This is a genomic window from Photobacterium makurazakiensis (assembly GCF_050336715.1).
GTDB classification, from domain to species: domain Bacteria; phylum Pseudomonadota; class Gammaproteobacteria; order Enterobacterales; family Vibrionaceae; genus Photobacterium; species Photobacterium makurazakiensis.
This window is the reverse complement of the sequence record NZ_JAKJSJ010000020.1, coordinates 22,883-40,544: the sequence shown is the minus strand read 5'-3', so window position 1 is coordinate 40,544 and position 17,662 is coordinate 22,883. Positions and strand designations below refer to the sequence as shown.

17 protein-coding genes are annotated in these 17,662 nt (G+C 46.7%); 8 read left to right on the top strand and 9 right to left on the bottom strand.

Features of this window, described 5'->3' with window-relative positions; all coding sequences use genetic code 11:
• Positions 1-54: 54 nt before the first annotated feature.
• From dnaG to rpsU, 3 genes are all read right to left on the bottom strand, one after another.
• Positions 55-1,815, bottom strand: a complete 1,761-nt coding sequence (dnaG, locus tag L4D09_RS10110) for a DNA primase (protein ID WP_428457382.1) — start codon at positions 1,813-1,815, stop codon at positions 55-57.
• Between the two features lie 165 nt (positions 1,816-1,980).
• Positions 1,981-2,424 (bottom strand): GatB/YqeY domain-containing protein, encoded by a 444-nt coding sequence (locus tag L4D09_RS10105; RefSeq protein WP_428457381.1) that lies wholly within the window; start codon positions 2,422-2,424, stop codon positions 1,981-1,983.
• A gap of 27 nt (positions 2,425-2,451) precedes the next feature.
• Positions 2,452-2,667 (bottom strand): 30S ribosomal protein S21, encoded by a 216-nt coding sequence (gene rpsU / locus L4D09_RS10100; RefSeq protein WP_005301411.1) that lies wholly within the window; start codon positions 2,665-2,667, stop codon positions 2,452-2,454.
• A gap of 184 nt (positions 2,668-2,851) precedes the next feature.
• On the opposite strand from rpsU, the gene tsaD reads away from it, so the two are divergent.
• Positions 2,852-3,871 (top strand): tRNA (adenosine(37)-N6)-threonylcarbamoyltransferase complex transferase subunit TsaD, encoded by a 1,020-nt coding sequence (gene tsaD / locus L4D09_RS10095; RefSeq protein WP_428457380.1) that lies wholly within the window; start codon positions 2,852-2,854, stop codon positions 3,869-3,871.
• 52 nt (positions 3,872-3,923) lie between these two features.
• Here tsaD and plsY read toward each other — a convergent pair whose 3' ends face one another.
• Positions 3,924-4,547 carry a glycerol-3-phosphate 1-O-acyltransferase PlsY gene (gene plsY, locus L4D09_RS10090; protein ID WP_428457379.1) on the bottom strand — a complete coding sequence of 208 codons (624 nt, stop codon included), beginning with the start codon at positions 4,545-4,547 and terminating at the stop codon, positions 3,924-3,926.
• A 214-nt stretch (positions 4,548-4,761) separates the two neighbouring features.
• On the opposite strand from plsY, the gene folB reads away from it, so the two are divergent.
• Genes folB through L4D09_RS10075 form a run of 3 tightly spaced genes read left to right on the top strand, consistent with a single transcriptional unit; the run spans position 4,762 to position 6,408 of the window.
• Positions 4,762-5,115: a dihydroneopterin aldolase gene (gene folB, locus L4D09_RS10085; protein WP_428457378.1), complete on the top strand. Its 354-nt coding sequence runs from the start codon at positions 4,762-4,764 to the stop codon at positions 5,113-5,115.
• The gene (folK, locus tag L4D09_RS10080; protein ID WP_428457377.1) at positions 5,112-5,597 is read left to right on the top strand and encodes a 2-amino-4-hydroxy-6-hydroxymethyldihydropteridine diphosphokinase; all 486 of its coding nucleotides are present in this window, start codon (positions 5,112-5,114) and stop codon (positions 5,595-5,597) included. The genes folB and folK overlap by 4 nt, the downstream gene beginning before the upstream one ends.
• Before the next feature lie 7 nt (positions 5,598-5,604).
• Positions 5,605-6,408 (top strand): undecaprenyl-diphosphate phosphatase, encoded by an 804-nt coding sequence (locus tag L4D09_RS10075; RefSeq protein ID WP_428457376.1) that lies wholly within the window; start codon positions 5,605-5,607, stop codon positions 6,406-6,408.
• 73 nt (positions 6,409-6,481) lie between these two features.
• On the opposite strand, the gene L4D09_RS10070 is transcribed toward L4D09_RS10075, so the two are convergent.
• Positions 6,482-7,708 (bottom strand): multifunctional CCA addition/repair protein, encoded by a 1,227-nt coding sequence (locus tag L4D09_RS10070; protein WP_428457375.1) that lies wholly within the window; start codon positions 7,706-7,708, stop codon positions 6,482-6,484.
• Between the two features lie 190 nt (positions 7,709-7,898).
• On the opposite strand from L4D09_RS10070, the gene L4D09_RS10065 reads away from it, so the two are divergent.
• Positions 7,899-9,572 (top strand): ExeA family protein, encoded by a 1,674-nt coding sequence (locus L4D09_RS10065; protein WP_428457374.1) that lies wholly within the window; start codon positions 7,899-7,901, stop codon positions 9,570-9,572.
• On the top strand, positions 9,572-10,468 hold the full coding sequence (locus L4D09_RS10060) for a general secretion pathway protein GspB (protein WP_428457373.1): 897 nt from the start codon (positions 9,572-9,574) through the stop codon (positions 10,466-10,468). Before L4D09_RS10065 ends, L4D09_RS10060 begins: the two co-directional genes overlap by 1 nt.
• 77 nt (positions 10,469-10,545) lie before the next feature.
• Here L4D09_RS10060 and L4D09_RS10055 read toward each other — a convergent pair whose 3' ends face one another.
• The 3 genes from L4D09_RS10055 to L4D09_RS10045 form a co-directional block, all read right to left on the bottom strand.
• Positions 10,546-11,163, bottom strand: coding sequence for a TIGR04211 family SH3 domain-containing protein (locus L4D09_RS10055; RefSeq protein WP_428457372.1), 618 nt, complete (start codon positions 11,161-11,163; stop codon positions 10,546-10,548).
• A 117-nt stretch (positions 11,164-11,280) separates the two neighbouring features.
• Complete coding sequence (locus tag L4D09_RS10050; protein WP_428457371.1) at positions 11,281-12,549, bottom strand: inorganic phosphate transporter; 1,269 nt, start codon at positions 12,547-12,549, stop codon at positions 11,281-11,283.
• A gap of 30 nt (positions 12,550-12,579) precedes the next feature.
• On the bottom strand, positions 12,580-13,260 hold the full coding sequence (locus L4D09_RS10045; RefSeq protein WP_428457370.1) for a TIGR00153 family protein: 681 nt from the start codon (positions 13,258-13,260) through the stop codon (positions 12,580-12,582).
• 184 nt (positions 13,261-13,444) lie between these two features.
• Here L4D09_RS10045 and L4D09_RS10040 point away from each other — a divergent pair, with 184 nt between their 5' ends.
• Positions 13,445-14,962, top strand: a complete 1,518-nt coding sequence (locus L4D09_RS10040; RefSeq protein WP_428457369.1) for a CYTH and CHAD domain-containing protein — start codon at positions 13,445-13,447, stop codon at positions 14,960-14,962.
• A gap of 87 nt (positions 14,963-15,049) precedes the next feature.
• On the opposite strand, the gene L4D09_RS10035 is transcribed toward L4D09_RS10040, so the two are convergent.
• Entirely contained in the window at positions 15,050-15,826 is a 777-nt protein-coding gene (locus L4D09_RS10035) for a potassium channel family protein (protein WP_428457368.1), read from the bottom strand.
• Positions 15,827-16,009: 183 nt separating this feature from the next.
• Between L4D09_RS10035 and L4D09_RS10030 the strand changes: the two genes are divergently transcribed.
• Entirely contained in the window at positions 16,010-17,608 is a 1,599-nt protein-coding gene (locus L4D09_RS10030) for a methyl-accepting chemotaxis protein (protein WP_428457367.1), read from the top strand.
• Positions 17,609-17,662 lie beyond the last annotated feature (54 nt).

Sequence of the window (17,662 nt, the reverse complement as noted above, 5' to 3'; positions counted from 1 at the left end):
ATGCAGATATGCAAACCAATAATTATAACAAATTTCTTAATTGATGACTACTTACTAGCCGGGACGGTTGAGTATGAGCAACTGCAATTCCCGCTTCTCTTCGACTGATAAGCCGACGGTTCTCGATTTAGCCTGCAACTTTTCTATTTGTTGTTTGACGCATTGGTCAATTACTTTGTCCATTGCGTCGAGAAATACATCCAGAGTATTGTCCTCGTCTTTGACGAGGGGAAGCTCCCAGGCGGCCAAACGGGCCATCATGCCTTCGCTTTTACTTCCTCGCCAGCCCTCTAGTAGCTGACCAGTTTTTATATTGGGGTTAGTTCGACACTTTTCAACTATTGATAACAATAAACTTAGCCCAGCAACGTCTATTCCTTCAAATGCAGCCATATCAAACTCGAGGCTGTTAACAAAATGGGGGTTTTGAACCAGCAGCGCAATCACTTCACGCATGGGTGTGCGCTTGATTTCTGGTTGTCCTGCCCTTTTTTGGGTTTCTTTACCTTGCTTTGAGAGTAGTTGTTGTAACTGAGCCTCGTCAGGTAACCCCAACTTTTTGCCAAGCATCTCACGTAAATATAGACGTAAAGTGCCACCGGGGACTTTATCGATTAATGGGACAGCCAAAGTACTGAGCTTTGCTTTACCTTCGTTGCTGGTCGTGTCAACTTGTTGCAATAGGGTGCTGAACATGAAATCTGACAAGTTCATGGCTTCTGTGACTTGTTTTTCAAAGCCTTCTTGCCCGTATTGACGAATGTAGGTATCTGGGTCTTCACCGTCAGGCAAAAACATGAATTTTAGCTGACGGCCATCGTTTAGGTAGGGCAGGGCTTGCTCCATGGCTCGCCATGCTGCATCACGACCTGCTCGGTCGCCATCGTAGCAACATACCACCATGCCCGTCTGACGGAACATCATTTGGATGTGATCACCCGTTGTCGCGGTACCCAAAGAGGCAACAGCGTAATCAACACCGAACTGGGCTAATGCGACAACATCCATATAGCCTTCAACGACCAATAGCTTCTCTGGCTCGCGATGGGCTTGCAGTACTTCATAAAGCCCGTAAAGCTCTCGCCCTTTATGGAATATCGGTGTTTCCGGTGAGTTGAGGTACTTTGGGGTACCATCGCCTAAAACACGGCCACCAAAGCCAATGACACGACCTCTACGGTCATGAATGGGGAACATGACTCGACCACGGAAGCGGTCATAACGTCTACCGTTGTCATTTTCAATCAGCATTCCAGCGGTGACGAGTGCCTTTTGAGCTTCTAAATCACGGCCGAAGCGGTTACGTACCTGATCCCATTGGTCTGGTACAAAACCGATACCAAATTTTTTGACGACATCACCCGATAAACCTCGGTCTTTTAGGTAATCGATGGCGACTTTGCCGTCTTGAGTGCGAAGCTGAGATTGATAGTGCTGGGATATTTGCCCCATCATTTCGTACAGGCCAAGCTTTTCTTTGGTACGGGCAACAGGTTGGCCGCCGCCACTCCCTTGTTCGCGTGGCACTTCTAAACCCAGCTGGGAAGCGAGTTCATCGATGGCCTCAACAAATTCTAGGCGGTCGAACTCCATGACAAAGTCCAGCACGTTACCGTGCGCGCCACAGCCAAAACAGTGATAAAACTGTTTTTCTTGGCTAACAGAAAAAGAAGGGGTTTTTTCGTTATGAAATGGGCAGCAAGCACCAAAGTTTTTGCCCTGCTTTTTTAGCTTTACCCGTGCGTCGACGACGTCGACGATGTCATGTCGCGAGATGAGATCATCGATAAATGTGCGAGGGATTTTTCCAGCCATAAAGCAGCATTACCTGAGAAGTCGACAGCGGTGGTTATCAAATCAAAAGGCTATCAGAGAAATAACCATTTGGTTTGACGTCAGTGTAAAAAGTCTGACAGCAAAATACAAACAAGCCGCGCATTCCTGATGGATAGCACGGCTTGTTGCAGAATTGAGTTAGTTTTAGCCCAGTTTAGCTTTCACTAATTGGCTAACTTTACCCATATCGGCACGACCCTGAATTTGCGGTTTCAGCACACCCATTAGCTTGCCCATGTCTTGCATGCTGGCAGCACCGGTTGTTGCAATGGCTTCATCCAGTAGAGCAGCAACTTCGTCGTCGCTCAACGGTTGAGGCATAAACTCTTCCAGTACGCTAATTTCAGCAAGTTCAACATCAACAAGGTCTTGACGGTTTGCCGCTTCATATTGAGCGACAGAGTCACGACGTTGCTTAACCATTTTGGTCAGTACTGCCAACACGTCGTCTTCAGAAAGAGTGATCTTTTCGTCGACTTCACGTTGTTTAATTGCAGCCATCACTAAACGGATAGCACCTAGGCGAGGCTTGTTCTTAGCCTTCATCGCCGCTTTTTGTTCGTCTTTAAGACGTTCAATCAGAGTCATAGCACGTTCCTTCTGTTAATCGTCAGATTAGTACAGACGAACGCGACGCGCGTTTTCGCGAGCCAATTTCTTCAGGTGACGCTTAACTGCCGCTGCTTTCGCACGCTTACGTACAGTAGTTGGCTTTTCGAAGTGCTCGCGACGACGTACTTCAGAAAGGATACCTGCTTTTTCGCAAGAGCGCTTGAAACGACGTAGTGCTACGTCAAACGGTTCGTTTTCACGTACTTTGATTACTGGCATGTAATACTCACCTCAGAGTGATTCGGTTTAACGCTGACAGTCGAAGAGTGTCAGCTGATTAAAAATGGTGCGAAATTCTAATCTGATTAGGGGGCATTTGTAAAGCATTCTGCAACCCTGAACTGGTTAATTTCTGTCAAGGGCGGTAACATTGCCCTCAATTACCATAAGTATAGAGGTTGTTATGCGTATACTGGGCATCGAAACCTCCTGTGATGAAACAGGTGTGGCCATTTTCGATGATGAAAAAGGCCTATTGGCACATGAGCTTTACAGTCAGGTGAAATTACATGCCGATTATGGCGGTGTGGTACCTGAATTGGCATCACGCGATCATGTCAAAAAGACCATTCCGTTGATAAAAGCGGCACTGGCTGAGGCCGGCCTAACTCATGAAGACCTCGATGGTATCGCTTATACTGCAGGTCCGGGGCTAGTTGGTGCGTTGTTGGTTGGTGCAACCATTGGTCGCAGCCTTGCCTATGCATGGAACTTACCTGCGGTTGCTGTTCACCATATGGAAGGCCACTTATTAGCGCCAATGCTTGAAGATACCCCACCAGCGTTCCCATTTGTGGCTTTGTTGGTTTCTGGCGGCCATACCATGATGGTTGATGTGAAAGGAATTGGCGAATATCAAATCCTAGGTGAATCGGTTGATGATGCCGCAGGCGAAGCGTTTGATAAGACCGCGAAGCTAATGGGATTAGATTACCCTGGAGGCCCATTACTGTCGAAACTGGCTGAGAATGGCACACAGGGGCGATTTAAGTTCCCTAGGCCAATGACGGATCGCCCAGGATTAGACTTTAGCTTTTCAGGCTTAAAAACATTTGCTGCGAATACGATTCGGGCCAATGAGAGCGATGATCAAACACGTGCCGATATTGCCTTTGCTTTCCAAGAAGCGGTAGTGGATACCTTGGCAATAAAGTGTAAACGTGCGCTAAAGCAAACAGGTTATAAGCGCTTGGTTATTGCTGGTGGTGTAAGTGCAAACAAATACTTACGTCAAGAGTTAGCCAAGCTTATGGCCGGAATGAAGGGTGAAGTATTTTATCCTCGTACCGAGTTCTGTACGGATAATGGTGCCATGATTGCTTATGCGGGGATGCAGCGTTTGAAAAATCAGGAAACGGCGGATCTTAGAGTAAAAGCCTATCCTCGTTGGCCTATTGATCAACTTAAGCCAATTAAAGATTAAGTTGTAGTATATAAAACGGCGTACTTGCTCAGATCGCTAATCTGGATCGGCCTTACTTTTGCGGTGGGGCCGATTTTGTATTGCGGTTAAATCTTTTCCAAATCTTGGTTTCTTTGCCTTCAAGTAAGCGCCTGACATTATCATGATGCCGTAACACGATGAGGCAAGAAAGCATGGATACTGGCATCGTAAACTCGGGCTTTACCCACCAAGTAAAGAGTGGTGCGGCTAAGGCGGTAATGAGTGACGCTAATGATGAGTAGCCGCCAATCAGCACGGCAAATAACCAAGTGCCGATCAACATACCACTGAGATCCCACCCAATTGGCGCTAATGCTCCCAGTGCGGTTGCAACACCTTTGCCGCCTCTGAAGTGAAAAAAGATTGGATAGATATGCCCAAGACAGGCTGCAATGCCGATGAAGCCGAGCATGAAAGGGTTAACCCCCATTAAATAACTTAGCCAAACAGGTAGCATGCCTTTCAGAATATCGCACAGCAGTACGGCACCGGCGGCACTTCGTCCCCCGACTCGCAACACATTAGTTGCGCCAGGGTTTCCTGAGCCGGCATCCCGTGGGTCGGGTAAACCATAGAGACGACAAATCAGTACTGCGCTCGAAATTGAACCCAAGAGATAAGCGCCAATAATGATCAAAAGTACCAGTGGTGTCATGCAAAGTTCCCGCTGCGAACGACGATATTTGTCGATAAAATCCGTTGGCTGAGATTCCGCTTTGGCCGGCATATGGTATAGTGCTAGCCCTTAGCTCATAGGCAACATGATGAGCTTGGAAATCAACGTCATAGTATATCGACGATTACGACCTGATAATACGCGCTTTTGCTCAAATTAGGTATCCGACCTCTAACAATATTAGCGATTGAACATGGATTCAGTATTTATCGAACATCTTGAAGTTATTGCCACCATCGGGGTATATGACTGGGAGCAGGAGATCAAGCAGAAATTAGTGCTTGATTTGGAAATGGCACACGATAATCGCCCTGCGGCCGATAGCGATGACGTTGCTTTTGCACTTGATTATGCATCGGTGAGCGATGCCGTCACGAGCCATATTCAAAATGGCCGCTTTCTTTTGGTTGAACGTGTGGCTGAAGAGATTGCTAGCTTGATCATGGAGCGCTTCTCTGTGCCATGGATCAAAGTAAAAGTCACCAAGCCTGGAGCGGTAGCTAATGCTCGTGGTGTGGGGGTAGTGATAGTTCGAGGCAGCAAGTGACAACGGTTTATATCAGCGTAGGGTCAAATATTGAGCGTGATTACCATATTCAGGCGGCGATGAATGAGCTCGCTCTGTTGGGCACGTCGTTCCAGTCTTCAACCCTTTATGAAGCAGAGCCTGTTGGATTTGAAGGGCCGAATTTCTATAATTGTGTGGTTGCCTTTAAAACGTCATTAACGCTCGATACTCTACAAAAGACGCTAAAGCAGCTGGAATTGAACTACGGCCGCTCACCACAAGCTCAGAAAAATCAGAGTCGAACACTCGACCTTGATATCTTGTTGTATGGTGAGCAGGTTCAGAATATTCATCCAGTACTTCCGCGTATTGATATTTATAAATTTGCATTTGTATTACTGCCATTAATGGAACTGTGTCCAGATCAAGCTATCCCTGGCGATGGTCGTACTGTGACAGAGTTATGGCAGTCATTTGATCGTTCACAGGCCCTTTGGCCTGTAGAGCAATTTGTTTGTTAGGGATACTATGAGTTATTTTGAAGCCTTTGTGTTGGCCCTTATTCAAGGGTTAACGGAATTTTTACCGATTTCAAGTTCTGCCCATTTGATCCTACCTTCAGCCATTTTAGGTTGGGATGATCAGGGCTTGGCATTCGATGTTGCGGTACATGTCGGTACGTTGATTGCCGTTATTGCCTATTTTCGAAAAGAAGTTGTTAGCTTGTTATCGGCTTGGATTGCTTCGATTTTCAAGAAGCAGCATTCTGCTGAGTCAAAGTTAGCATGGATGATAGCGTTAGCGACGATCCCTGCCTGCATCTTCGGTCTGTTTATGAAAGACATCATCGAGATCTACTTACGCTCGGCATGGGTCATTGCTGCAACGACCATCTTCTTTGGTTTGTTATTGTGGTGGGTCGATGTACGCTCAGCGAAAAAAGATGATGAATATCAGGCTGATTGGAAGCGTTCATTGTTTATTGGTTTAGCGCAAGCGGCTGCTATGATCCCTGGTACGTCTCGCTCTGGTGCAACCATGACAGCGGCACTGTATCTTGGCTTCACCCGCGAAGCGGCAGCTCGTTTTTCATTTTTGATGTCAATTCCTATTATTCTGCTGGCTGGTGGTTACTTAAGTTTAAAAATGGTGACTAGCGGCGCACCCATTCAATTGGATGCATTAGCGATTGGTGTGGCTGTATCGTTTGTCAGTGCTTATGCCTGTATCCATGTATTCTTAAAGCTAGTGACACGTTTAGGCATGTTGCCATTTGTGATTTACCGCTTGTTACTTGGTGCTGGCCTGATTGCCTTTTTACTGAGTCAGTAAATTCGCAAGTTAAGTGACATATTGATATAAAAATCCCGACATTGTGTCGGGATTTTTTATTCAGGCTACTTGTTTAGCGTAGCGTCTTTAATGCAGTGTTTACCGCAGTGATACGCTGAGCCGTTAACTGCTCTTTGATGTCTTTCCCTTTATAGCCCGCCTCGACAATCGGTTTCACGGCAACGGATTCTGCGGCGCTGAAAGCACCAAGGAAAATATCGGCTTGTGGATAGGGGTCGTTCTCAAACCCCGTTCGACCTCTGACATCGGCTCGGCAACACCATGCCAATTGTTTCACTCGTTCAGGCTTTCGCCAGGCATCAATTTGATCGAATATATCAATAAAGGTCGCAGGGCGAAGCTCGGCTGCAAAGTGGAGCTTGGTATGGTGCGCACACACCATGAGAGCGGTATCTCGATAGTCATTAGGAATACGCAGTCGCTGGCAAAGCCCTTTGATGGCGGCAAGCCCTGTTTGACAGTGCATTTTATGGCTCGGCCATTCCTCGGGAGGAGTGAGAGCTTTGCCTAAATCGTGGACTTGAGCGGCAAATCGAATCGATAAATCATCACTGAGTTTTGCCGCTTGTTCGGCAACTAATAGGGTGTGAATGCCGCAATCGATCTCGGGATGCCATTTGGCGGGTTGTGGCACGCCAAACAGGTCGTGAATTTCAGGCATGATCACCGCTAATGCCCCGCATTGGCGCAGTATTTTGAGGAAAATTTCGGGGTTCTGTGTGTGTAAAGACTTTTCCCATTCCATCCATACGCGTTCTGGCGTTAGGGCAGCAAGTTCACCAGCAACAACCATGTCTTGCATTAATGCGATGGTTTCCGGGGCGATAGTAAACCCGAGATGGGCAAAACGTGCGGCAAAACGGGCAACTCGAAGCACCCGCAATGGATCTTCTACAAAGGCTGGAGACACATGGCGTAGGATCCTGTTTTCTAAATCACTCAATCCCTGATAGGGGTCGATGTACGTGCCATCACTATCTTGCGCGATAGCATTTACGGTGAGGTCTCGACGTAATAGATCCTGCTCAAGGGTAACATCTGGTGCCGAGTGACAAATAAATCCTGTATACCCTTTCCCTGATTTACGTTCAGTTCGAGCAAGTGCATGCTCTTGTTTGCTTTTTGGGTGAAGAAAGACAGGAAAATCACTGCCCACCTGAGTATACCCTTTGGTGAGCATTTCTTGTGGTGTTGCCCCGACGACAACCCAGTCTTTATCTTTGACTGCAAGTCCAAGTAGAGCATCACGGACGGCCCCGCCGACTAAATATGTTTGCAATCTCTTCACCTTTTCCCATTGTTTTCTTACTTTTGTGCAAGAATTATATCAAATTGAGTAACGATAACTAACAAGTAGCGAGTAAATCGTTGTTGTTGAGTCTGTCTAGGGGCTTTTTCTATACATTTACTTGTGACGAAGGTACTTTACTCTTATCCCTTTCTTTTGGCGTATTGTGAGACAGATTGGCATGTATAAGGACTTTTTTGGGATCACGGAACCCCCTTTTTCAATCGTGCCTAGTGCGCGCTTCCTTTACCTCAGCGAGCGTCACCGTGAAGCATTAACCCATATGCTGGCAAGTTTAAGTGGTGGCGGCGGCTTTGGGTTATTGACAGGAGAAGTCGGCACCGGAAAAACTACCGTATTACGAGCGCTGATCGCACGATTGCCACAGGAAACACAAGTTGCCGTTATTCTAAACCCATCTCTCTCGACTCATGAGTTACTGGCGAGTATTTGTGATGAGTTTGCGATTGAATACCCGCAAGATGCCAGCCTTAAAGTACTGACCAACGTTATTTATCAACACTTGCTAGCAAATCATAGCCAGGGTAAGCAAACGCTGCTATTGATTGATGAAGCGCAGCATCTTATGCCAGATGTGATGGAGCAATTGAGGCTGCTAACCAATTTAGAAACCGAAAGCGTGAAATTGCTTAAAGTCGTGTTAGTTGGTCAGCCAGAGTTGCAGCAATTGCTACAGCAAGAGCGTTTACGTCAGCTCGCCCAAAGGATCACCTCGCGATATCACTTGCTGCCATTAACCGTTGATGAAGTGAATGAATACATTAACTATCGCTTGCGGGCTGTAGATTGTTTACATCAGGTATTCGCACCAGCCCAGACCCAACAGATCGCGAAAGCGACCGGGGGGATCCCAAGGTTAATTAACCTTGTGTGTGATAAGTCAATGCAATTGGGGTATCAGCACTCTGTCCATCAGCTCAATAAAGAGTTAGTTGGTCAAGCATGCCAAGAGGTGATGGACTGGCAACTACCAACAGGGCAGCCCAAAGCGACTGCAACGCCAACTGAGAAAAAGCTCGGACCATTAAGTGCGTTAGCGGCTGGTGTACTGGTTGCCGTTGGCGCTGGATATTGGCTCGAAATGTTACCCTCGGCGCCGTCGATTTCGCCCAGTGAGCAGCCTGTGTCGCTCGTCACGGCAAGCAATGTTATCAACATGGCAAGTGATAACACTGAAACAGTAAAACCCGCTATGATGGCGGAGAGGGCCGATCCACAGCAAGCCGAACATAATTGGCAAGAACGTATGCAACTAGCATCTTCTGAACGTCGTGCGATGCAAGCGCTTTATCAACTGTGGGGCTATGACACACAGTTAAATCAGGCTAATTGCGAAAGCGGGGCATTAATTCAATTAAGTTGTTTTGACGGAAAAGGCAGCTTTGAACAGCTTGGGCTGATCAATCGACCTGCCGTTATTACCCTGACTGAGCCACAAGGTAATGACTATTACGCTGTTGTTTATGCCATAGGGCGTCAAGAGGTACAGCTATTACTCGCGGGGGAGCGAATTGCCGTTAGCCGACAGTGGTTACAGCAACGCTGGCTCGGGGAATACACCTTACTGTGGCGACCGCCATTAGGTGATAAAACAGCAATTCGTTACGGTCAGTATGGTCCACGGGTACGCTGGCTTGATAATCAGTTGAGCGCTCTACTTGGACTACCTGCAGGGGCTGACGATACTTTTGAGCAAGAGCTACTGGATAAGTTAAGGCGCTTCCAGCGAGCGCAAGACTTGACCATTGATGGTATTGCAGGCCCTCGAACCTTGATGGTGATTGACTCGGCGCTAAACCTTCCGGGACCAACGCTACAACCGGAGAAAAGTTAATGTCGAAGTTGTTATCGGCTCTTGCGCAATCAGAGCCTCAGCAAGCGGTGAGCAAGGTGGCTAATTTTGGTTATTCCCAGCGAGAAAGTAAGCCTGTCGCTAAATCATGGGGTATACCACTGATGTTATTTGCAGCCCCCGTTATTGGCCTGCTGTCTTATAACCACTGGTTTGCCGAAAATTTTGCCGAAGGTCGTCAAACGACTCCAACCACAGTGATGAGTGCTGCTCCAGTTACCTCAGCACCTGACCAAGTATCGAGTCAGGGGCAGACCGATAGTGTGAATACAATTAACCGTGCCAGTACTAGTGTCAGTGCCATTGTGGGGGAGGACGATAAGACGCTGGCATACTACCCTGACGGGATCCGGCGACTGGATTACCCTGTGCTTTATACCGAGCCGATGCCACGTTTTCAACAATCACTCAGGCGTACAGCGAATGAAACAACCCGCGTAAGCAACGAGACACGGCAATCGCCTCCACAGAACAATAACCGTCAAAGTGATAGCTGGGACTTAAATACACTTGATTACTCCGAGCTTTCTCCGCAGATAGCCCGTCAATTTCGCTCAGCAATCGAAGCGACTGGTGGGGGAGAGCTGTTACCACAGCGCTTGCAAGACGAAACTGAACAGCCAGTATCGAGCCAGATTGAAGCCATGGACTTTGGTGAGCTGCCTGCTTCTGTGCAGGATCGTCTTCCGAGCTTAGATTTTCAGGCTCATATCTACTCTTCATCAGCGGATAGTCGCTGGGTGAAGGTGAATGGAAGTGAAGCGTATGAAGGCGACGAAATAGCACCCGGTGTCAGGCTAAGGCGTATAGAGCCTCGCCAGGTGGTGTTAGACTTTGAATCTTATTTGATTGCGATGCCAGCGTTATCAGAGTGGTAAAATCAAACGGGCAAGATAAAAAAAGCAGCCATTGGCTGCTTTTTTATTATTCGTTAGGCACCGTTACAAGGAAGGGATTAAGCCCAGCCGTTATTACGTTTGCGGCGACGAGGGATCAAGTGTGGCAAGATCAGACCTAATAGCAAGCCAACGCCTGCAACCATGCCGCCGTATGTGAACCACTTCATGAGTAGGTCATCTTTTTGCGTATCGATTTGTGCACGCAATTCACGGATTTCAGCTTGGGATGACATTAGCTGTTCGTTCAACTGGCTGTTCTGTGTTTCTAACTCAGTAATTTGCTCAGTGCGAACTTGTAGTGAGCTTTGTAAGCTCGCTGTTTTCTTGTCACCCGATTGCAGCGCATCAGCTAGCGAAGCTTTGACTTCCGTCAGCTCTTTTTCTAACGCTGGCAAACGTTCCTTCAAGCCAACCTGAGTTGAGATGAAATCGCTATTTACCCAGCCGGTACGGCCACGATTATCTTTTATCTGACTAAATCCACTTTCGCGGTTTGTATTTAGTAAGGCAACTTTTGTGCCGGCATTAACGCTGCCAATAATACGGAATTGGGTGCTTGGGCCGTTATGCATGTATGTGAACAAGTTATCGGAGATATACCGAGTTTGTTCTGCTTTCGCCGGCAATGTGACTACCGCGAAGGCGAGTATAAGTAAGCTGATTAGGTGTTTCACAATTTGATTCCTTGGGGGAGCCTATATTTCTATGAGAACACAGATAGTAAAAAGTTTGTGTCTATGGTGCAAGAAAAGAGGGAGGCAATGCCTCCCTCTTTTGAACCTGAGTCAGGTTTAACCAAACACGGCTTGCATCACATGGAAGAAAATGACTGCAAGTAGTGCGCCTGCTGGCAGGGTTACAACCCATGATGCAACGATATTACGTACTACACCAAGGTTCAGTGCTGCAATACCACGGGCAAAGGCAACACCAATGACACCACCGACCAGAGTCTGCGTGGTTGAAATAGGAAGACCTGTACCAGAAGCAAGTACAACTGTTGATGCTGTTGCTAGCTGAGCTGCAAAGCCACGGCTCGGTGTTAGCTCAGTAATACCTGTACCAACCGTTGCCATTACCTTGTGGCCCATAGTCGCTAGACCAACAACGATACCGATACCACCCAGCGGCAAAATCCACCATGCGAGGCTGGTTTTCGCTGCAATCTCACCCATGTTCTGTACTGTTGAAACAACAGCAGACAGTGGACCAATTGCGTTAGCTACATCGTTAGAACCGTGTGCAAATGCCATGGCACATGCTGTTACAACCATTAGTAGGCTAAATACTCGTTCAACACCCGCGTACCCATTGCTGTTTACTGACGTACCATCATCGTTATATTTACGATTAATATAAATGTAACCAAACAGCATTACGATAGTCGACACAGCAATAGAGGCTGCCCATGCTTGACCACCTGATAGGTGCAGACCAACGTGTTTCAAACCCTTTGTTATTGTTACTAAAGCAATGACCATCGCCGTGATAAACATATAAACAGGAACGAAACGTTTGGCATTTACCAGTGGATTATCAGTATCAAAGATAAGTCGTTGAGCACTGATAAAGATAGCATAAGCAAATAAGCCAGAGATGAATGGGGTAATTAACCAACTGCCCACAATACCTTTCACTGAGTTCCAATCAACCGCTTCAGGGCCGACAGAAATACAAGCGAAACCGATGATCGCACCGATAATAGAGTGGGTTGTTGAAACTGGCCAGCCCATGAAAGAGGCGACCAATAACCAAGTACCAGCAGCCAGCAGAGCTGACATCATACCGTACACCAGAACTTCTGGGTTGGCGGCATAGTGAGAAGTATCGATAACACCCTGACGGATAGTATCAGTTACTTCACCACCAGCTAAATAAGCACCTGCAAACTCGAAAATCATCGCAATGATGATAGCTTGTTTTACTGTTAGCGCTTTTGAGCCAACAGAGGTACCCATAGCATTGGCAACATCATTTGCACCAATACCAATAGCCATTAAAAAACCAAAAAGTGCCGCCACCAAAATAAGCGTGGTGCCGTAGTTAGCCAGGATTTCCATTGTAAAACCTTGTTTTGTTACATAGTTCGCTTAAGAGCGCGATAACATAATTTCAAGTCGCGAGCCAACGCGCTGCGCTTGGTCAGCAATTTCGCCAACCCACTCGAGAATCTTGTACAGGAACATGACGTCTACCGGACTGTATTGGTCTTCGATAGTCATTAATTGTTGACGAAGTTGGATCTGCATACTGTCTGTATCATCTTCGATAACATCCAGTTGGTTGATCATCTCAGCAACAAGTGTCACTTCCCGGCCTTTGAAACCTGTCTCAAGTAGCTCATCAAGCTCATTGATCACTCGATTCGCCTGATTGGCAGCATCGAGACAACGTTGAACATAAGCAACAAAGTCAGGGTACATTTCGGAAGGAATTTGCAATTGGCGCCCAAAGACTCGACCAGCGATATCTTTAGACAGGTTGGCAAGTTTATCCTGTTGAGTTAGTAGACTAAGCATGTCTGTACGATCGACAGGCATGAATAGACCACGAGGAAGTTTTAGACGGATCTCACGCTTAAGCACATCCGCATCTTTTTCAAGCTGCGAGATTTGCTCACGTAAGGTGGATGCTTTATCCCAATCACCCGCCTTACAGGCTTCGAAGAAAGGAACAAGCAGTTCGCAACACTCATTTACGCGAGTAACATGACGTTGCAGCGGTTTGATCGGGGACTTAGCAAAGAGCCCCATAATAGTATTTACTGGCATAGCCGAATAACCTAGAAAGTGCCTTAAGTGGCTAATTCTTGAGCGATGGTCATTAAGGCGCGAATGTTAACGCATAAGTAAGTATAGGGGAACTATTTTCGATCAAGGTTTTGTTGATATTTCGTGCTTGCCCCTAGAGGCAATTGCCAATATCCTTGGTTTGCCACTGTTTATAGGTATAACTATGGAAACCGAGATAGAACTGAAGTTTTTCGTCTCACCAGAATTTTCGAGTCAGTTGCTACACAAAATTGCAAATGCGAAAGTTCTGCAGCAAAGTCGTCGTGAGCTAGGCAATGTCTACTTCGATACCCCAGACCAAATTCTTCGCCAGCACGATATCGGCCTGCGGATACGTCGTTTTGATGATGTGTTTGTTCAAACACTGAAAACTGCTGGGCGCGTGGTTGCCGGATTGCACCAACGACCTGAATATAATGCAGAGACCACCAGTACAGAGCCTAACTTAGCTCTGCACCCTGTCGATGCTTGGCCGGAAGGCTTTGATGCCGAAATGGCGCAGCAACAATTATCCCCATTATTCTCTACGGACTTTGAACGCCAGCAGTGGCTAATCGCGATGCCTGATGGTAGCCAAATCGAGCTGGCTTTTGACCAAGGAGAGGTTAGCGCTAACGGTAAAACCACCCCTATCTGTGAAGTGGAGTTAGAGCTTAAATCTGGCCAAACTGACGCATTGTTTACCCTTGCCCGTGAGCTTTGTGCTGATGGCGGTATGCGGCTTGGCAATTTAAGTAAGGCAGCCCGTGGCTATCGTCTTGCGGCAGATTACCAAGGCGATGCAGTTAAGCCTTTAGCCTTTGTGCCCGTTACGGAGGCTGAGAGTGTCGAAGCGGTATTTGTCCACACCCTAGAGCACGCACTCGGCCATTGGCATTATCACGAACAAATCTTTACCGAATGCCAAGACCCTGCCGCTTTAGAGCAAATCTATCAAGCATTGAGCTTACTTCGTCAGACGCTCGTTATTTTCGGCGGTATGATCCCACGCCGTGCCAGTGCGTTACTGCGTCAAGAGTTGCAGTGGCTAGAGGGTGAGTTGGAATGGTTGGACGAGGCTGCAAGTATTGAAGCACTATTGGCTGAAAAAGGTCATTTGCTGAAAAAATTGAATGCGCGTAAGACGTTGGTTAAACAACTTAAAGCTCGTCAATCGGAAATGCCAGATACAAAAGAAATTTTGGCATTACTAGAATCAGCCCGGTACTGCAATTTATTGCTTGATCTGAGTCGCTGGATTTTAAGCCGAGGTTGGCAGCCATTCCTTGATGATAAGTCCCGCAGCCGTCTTGCTGGTGGCATTAAAGACTTTTCTGATGGCACGCTCTCTCGTTCTTGGCAAGAATTGGTGGATGTCTTTCCTGCCGAACGTCAATTAAATCGTATTGATTACCTTGATCAGCAGCCTCGGCTTATTCGTAACCTGATCAGCGGGCTTAGTTTTGCAGCGCTGTATGATGTTGAAAAACGCCAAACATTCAGAATGCCATGGCTTGATTTATTACGAGGTATTGAAGATCTACGTCAGCTTGAGCCTCTTCATGTATTGGTTGAGCAGCAAGAAGATGAAGAAGATCGCCATCAGTTAGAAAAGTGGTTATCTCGTAAAGAAGAGTCGTTGATTCATGCTATGGATCAAACGCGACAAATGGGGATTGAACTTCTTCCCTATTGGCCATAATCATTAATATGATGTGCATCAAATGCCCAGTTCAGACTGGGCATTTTGGTATTTTCTGTTTGTGAGCAGCCAACGACGCATTTCCTCCTAAGGCTCCCTTTTTTTCTGCTGTCTTGCCAGTTGCCTTTCTAGGCTATCGAGCCGATCTAGCAAGCGCTGCTGATTGTTAAGCATTATTTTCCACTCTTCTTTGCGTTGCTCGTCAGCTTTTTCTTTCTCATGCCCAGGGTCGGAGATGATATTGCTGACTAGGCCTGCCACCATACCAAAAAGACCGACACCGCAAATGATGATCACCGCAGCTAACGCTTTCCCCAGCAGGGTTACTGGATAGTGATCGCCATAGCCGACGGTCGAAATCGTGACAAAGACCCACCACAGCGCATCCACAGGATCTTTGATATTCGATTCTGGTACATTGCCTTCAATGATTAACATCATGGCAGAGCCGACAGAGACTAATACGGTTAATAGTAAAAAAATGGAGGCGATAGTTGCCTCGCGTCGGTTGCGATGGAGTTGATCAATGATGTGGTGGCTAGAGCGGATCAATCGAACAACTCGAAATACCTGAATTAAGCGAGCAAAGCGTAATTGTTCAATGACAGGGAGGCTGGCGAGAAAGTCAGGCCAATGTTGTTTTAGGTAGAGTGTTTTTTCTTTGCTTCGGAAAAAATCGGTCAGTAATTGGCACCAAAAGATCAGGCAGATAAAGGTATCAATACCCAGTAGTAGGGTATAAGCGTTATTGCTTTTAGGTATGAAAATCATACAAGTGACAATTGTTAGTGATAGAAACGACAAAACAAGTGCCATTAAGCTCATTGGGTTAAGTTCATGTTTGACGACGTCGATCTTTTTCATCATTAAATCTTTGAAATTCCCTGCCGATATATACAATGGATTAGGTTGTTTCGGGGTGCAAAATAAATCGTGTTTCAAGTAAGTGAGTCAAACATAGCGTGCTGACCCCCTCTTTTGCCACTGCCATCTCATCTGCTTTAAGTTGATGGTAATCGGCCATCATAGAATATATGGAGATTCTACATGACCAAAATGGTTTTTAAACCATGGGAGCAAGGACTAACAAACATTCGCCTGATACCAAAATTGGTATTATTGATGGTGTTCAGTACAGCCTTGCTAATTGGTAAACAATTATGGGATGCGAATACTTTTTACCTGTCTGTTGTCGATATTCAGAAAGATAGAGCACAAGAGCAAGCGCAATCAAATGCCGCTATGTTGACTGAGTTGATGTCGAGCCGTGAATCTGTGGCGGATGCTGAAGCGGTGATCACCGCGCAGGCAGCGACGATGAATCAAGGGTCGTATATTTATTTGGTTGAACGTGGCAGCGGTAAGGTCTTTGGTCACCCAGCAGCCTCTTCATTGAATATGCTAACAGGCAGTGTTGACGGACAAGGTGAACTTGGTCGAGTCCTACAGCAATTTTCTGGCAGCGATAGCCTCATTATCGATAGTCAAAGCCGTTTTGAATACGCCGTTACGCTTGCTGAGTGGAATTGGGTCGTCGTGGCTTCTCAATCAGCTGCTGAAGCCGAGGTGTATTATCAAAACTATTTAATGCAGGTTGCTTGGCAAACCGTGCTTATGATTGTTGCCTTTGTGGTTATTTTACTTGGTGGCTCCAGTGTAATGTTACGCCAGACGCGTTATTTAGCTGACAATATTCAACGCCTCGCTGCACGGGACTTGTCTCAGCCGATAGAAATGAATTGTCGCGATGAGTATGGTGATTTAGCGCGAGAGTTAGAGAAAACCCGTCTTCAGCTACGTGATGTTATCTGTAATCAGCGTGATGCCTCGGGTGAACTTTCTGGTTTAGCTGAAGTGATGTCAATTAGTATGGTGGAAACCAAAGAGTCGGCCCAAGAAGAGTTTAATGAAATTGATCAACTTGCCTCGGCGATGAGCGAAATGAGCTCGACGGTTCAGTCGGTAGCAGGCCATGCTCGCGAAGCCTCAAGCGCGACAGAGGGGACGTCTGAACAGGCTCTTCAGGGGCAACAATTCGTTTCACAAACGATAGGTACAATTAATCAGCTATCACAAGATATCAGCCAGTCAGCCAATGCCGTTAATCAGGTTGAAGAGCGTGTTGAGCAAATCGGTAGTGTAATTGTCACTATTCAAAGTATTTCTGAGCAAACTAACTTATTGGCATTGAATGCCGCGATAGAAGCTGCACGAGCGGGTGATGCAGGTCGTGGCTTTGCGGTGGTGGCCGATGAAGTTCGAAATTTAGCCCAACGTACGCAAACGGCAACGGTTGAGATCCAAGAAATGATCTCTCAGCTACAAAATAGTGCCAATCAAGCTGTCGGCTTGATGGAGCAAAGTGTCGTTGAAGCGGCTGAAGGGGTTGAGTTGGTGACCAGCGCTGGCGGAGAGCTGGATAAGATTGTTGATCAAGTTAAGTTGATCAATGATATGAACTTCCAAATCGCGTCGGCGGCAGAGCAGCAAAGTGCGGTAGCCGATGAAATGAATCAAAATCTCACGAATGTACGTGAGTTGGTTGAAGCTTCAGTCGTTGTGGTGACCGAGCTATCTGAAACGTCAGATATTATGCAAGGGCATGCGACTGAACTGGAAGATAAAATCAAAGCTTTTACTGTCTAATTTCAAACAAGAAAAAGCCATCGACATCGCCCGCAATTCGCGGGCGTTGTGCTA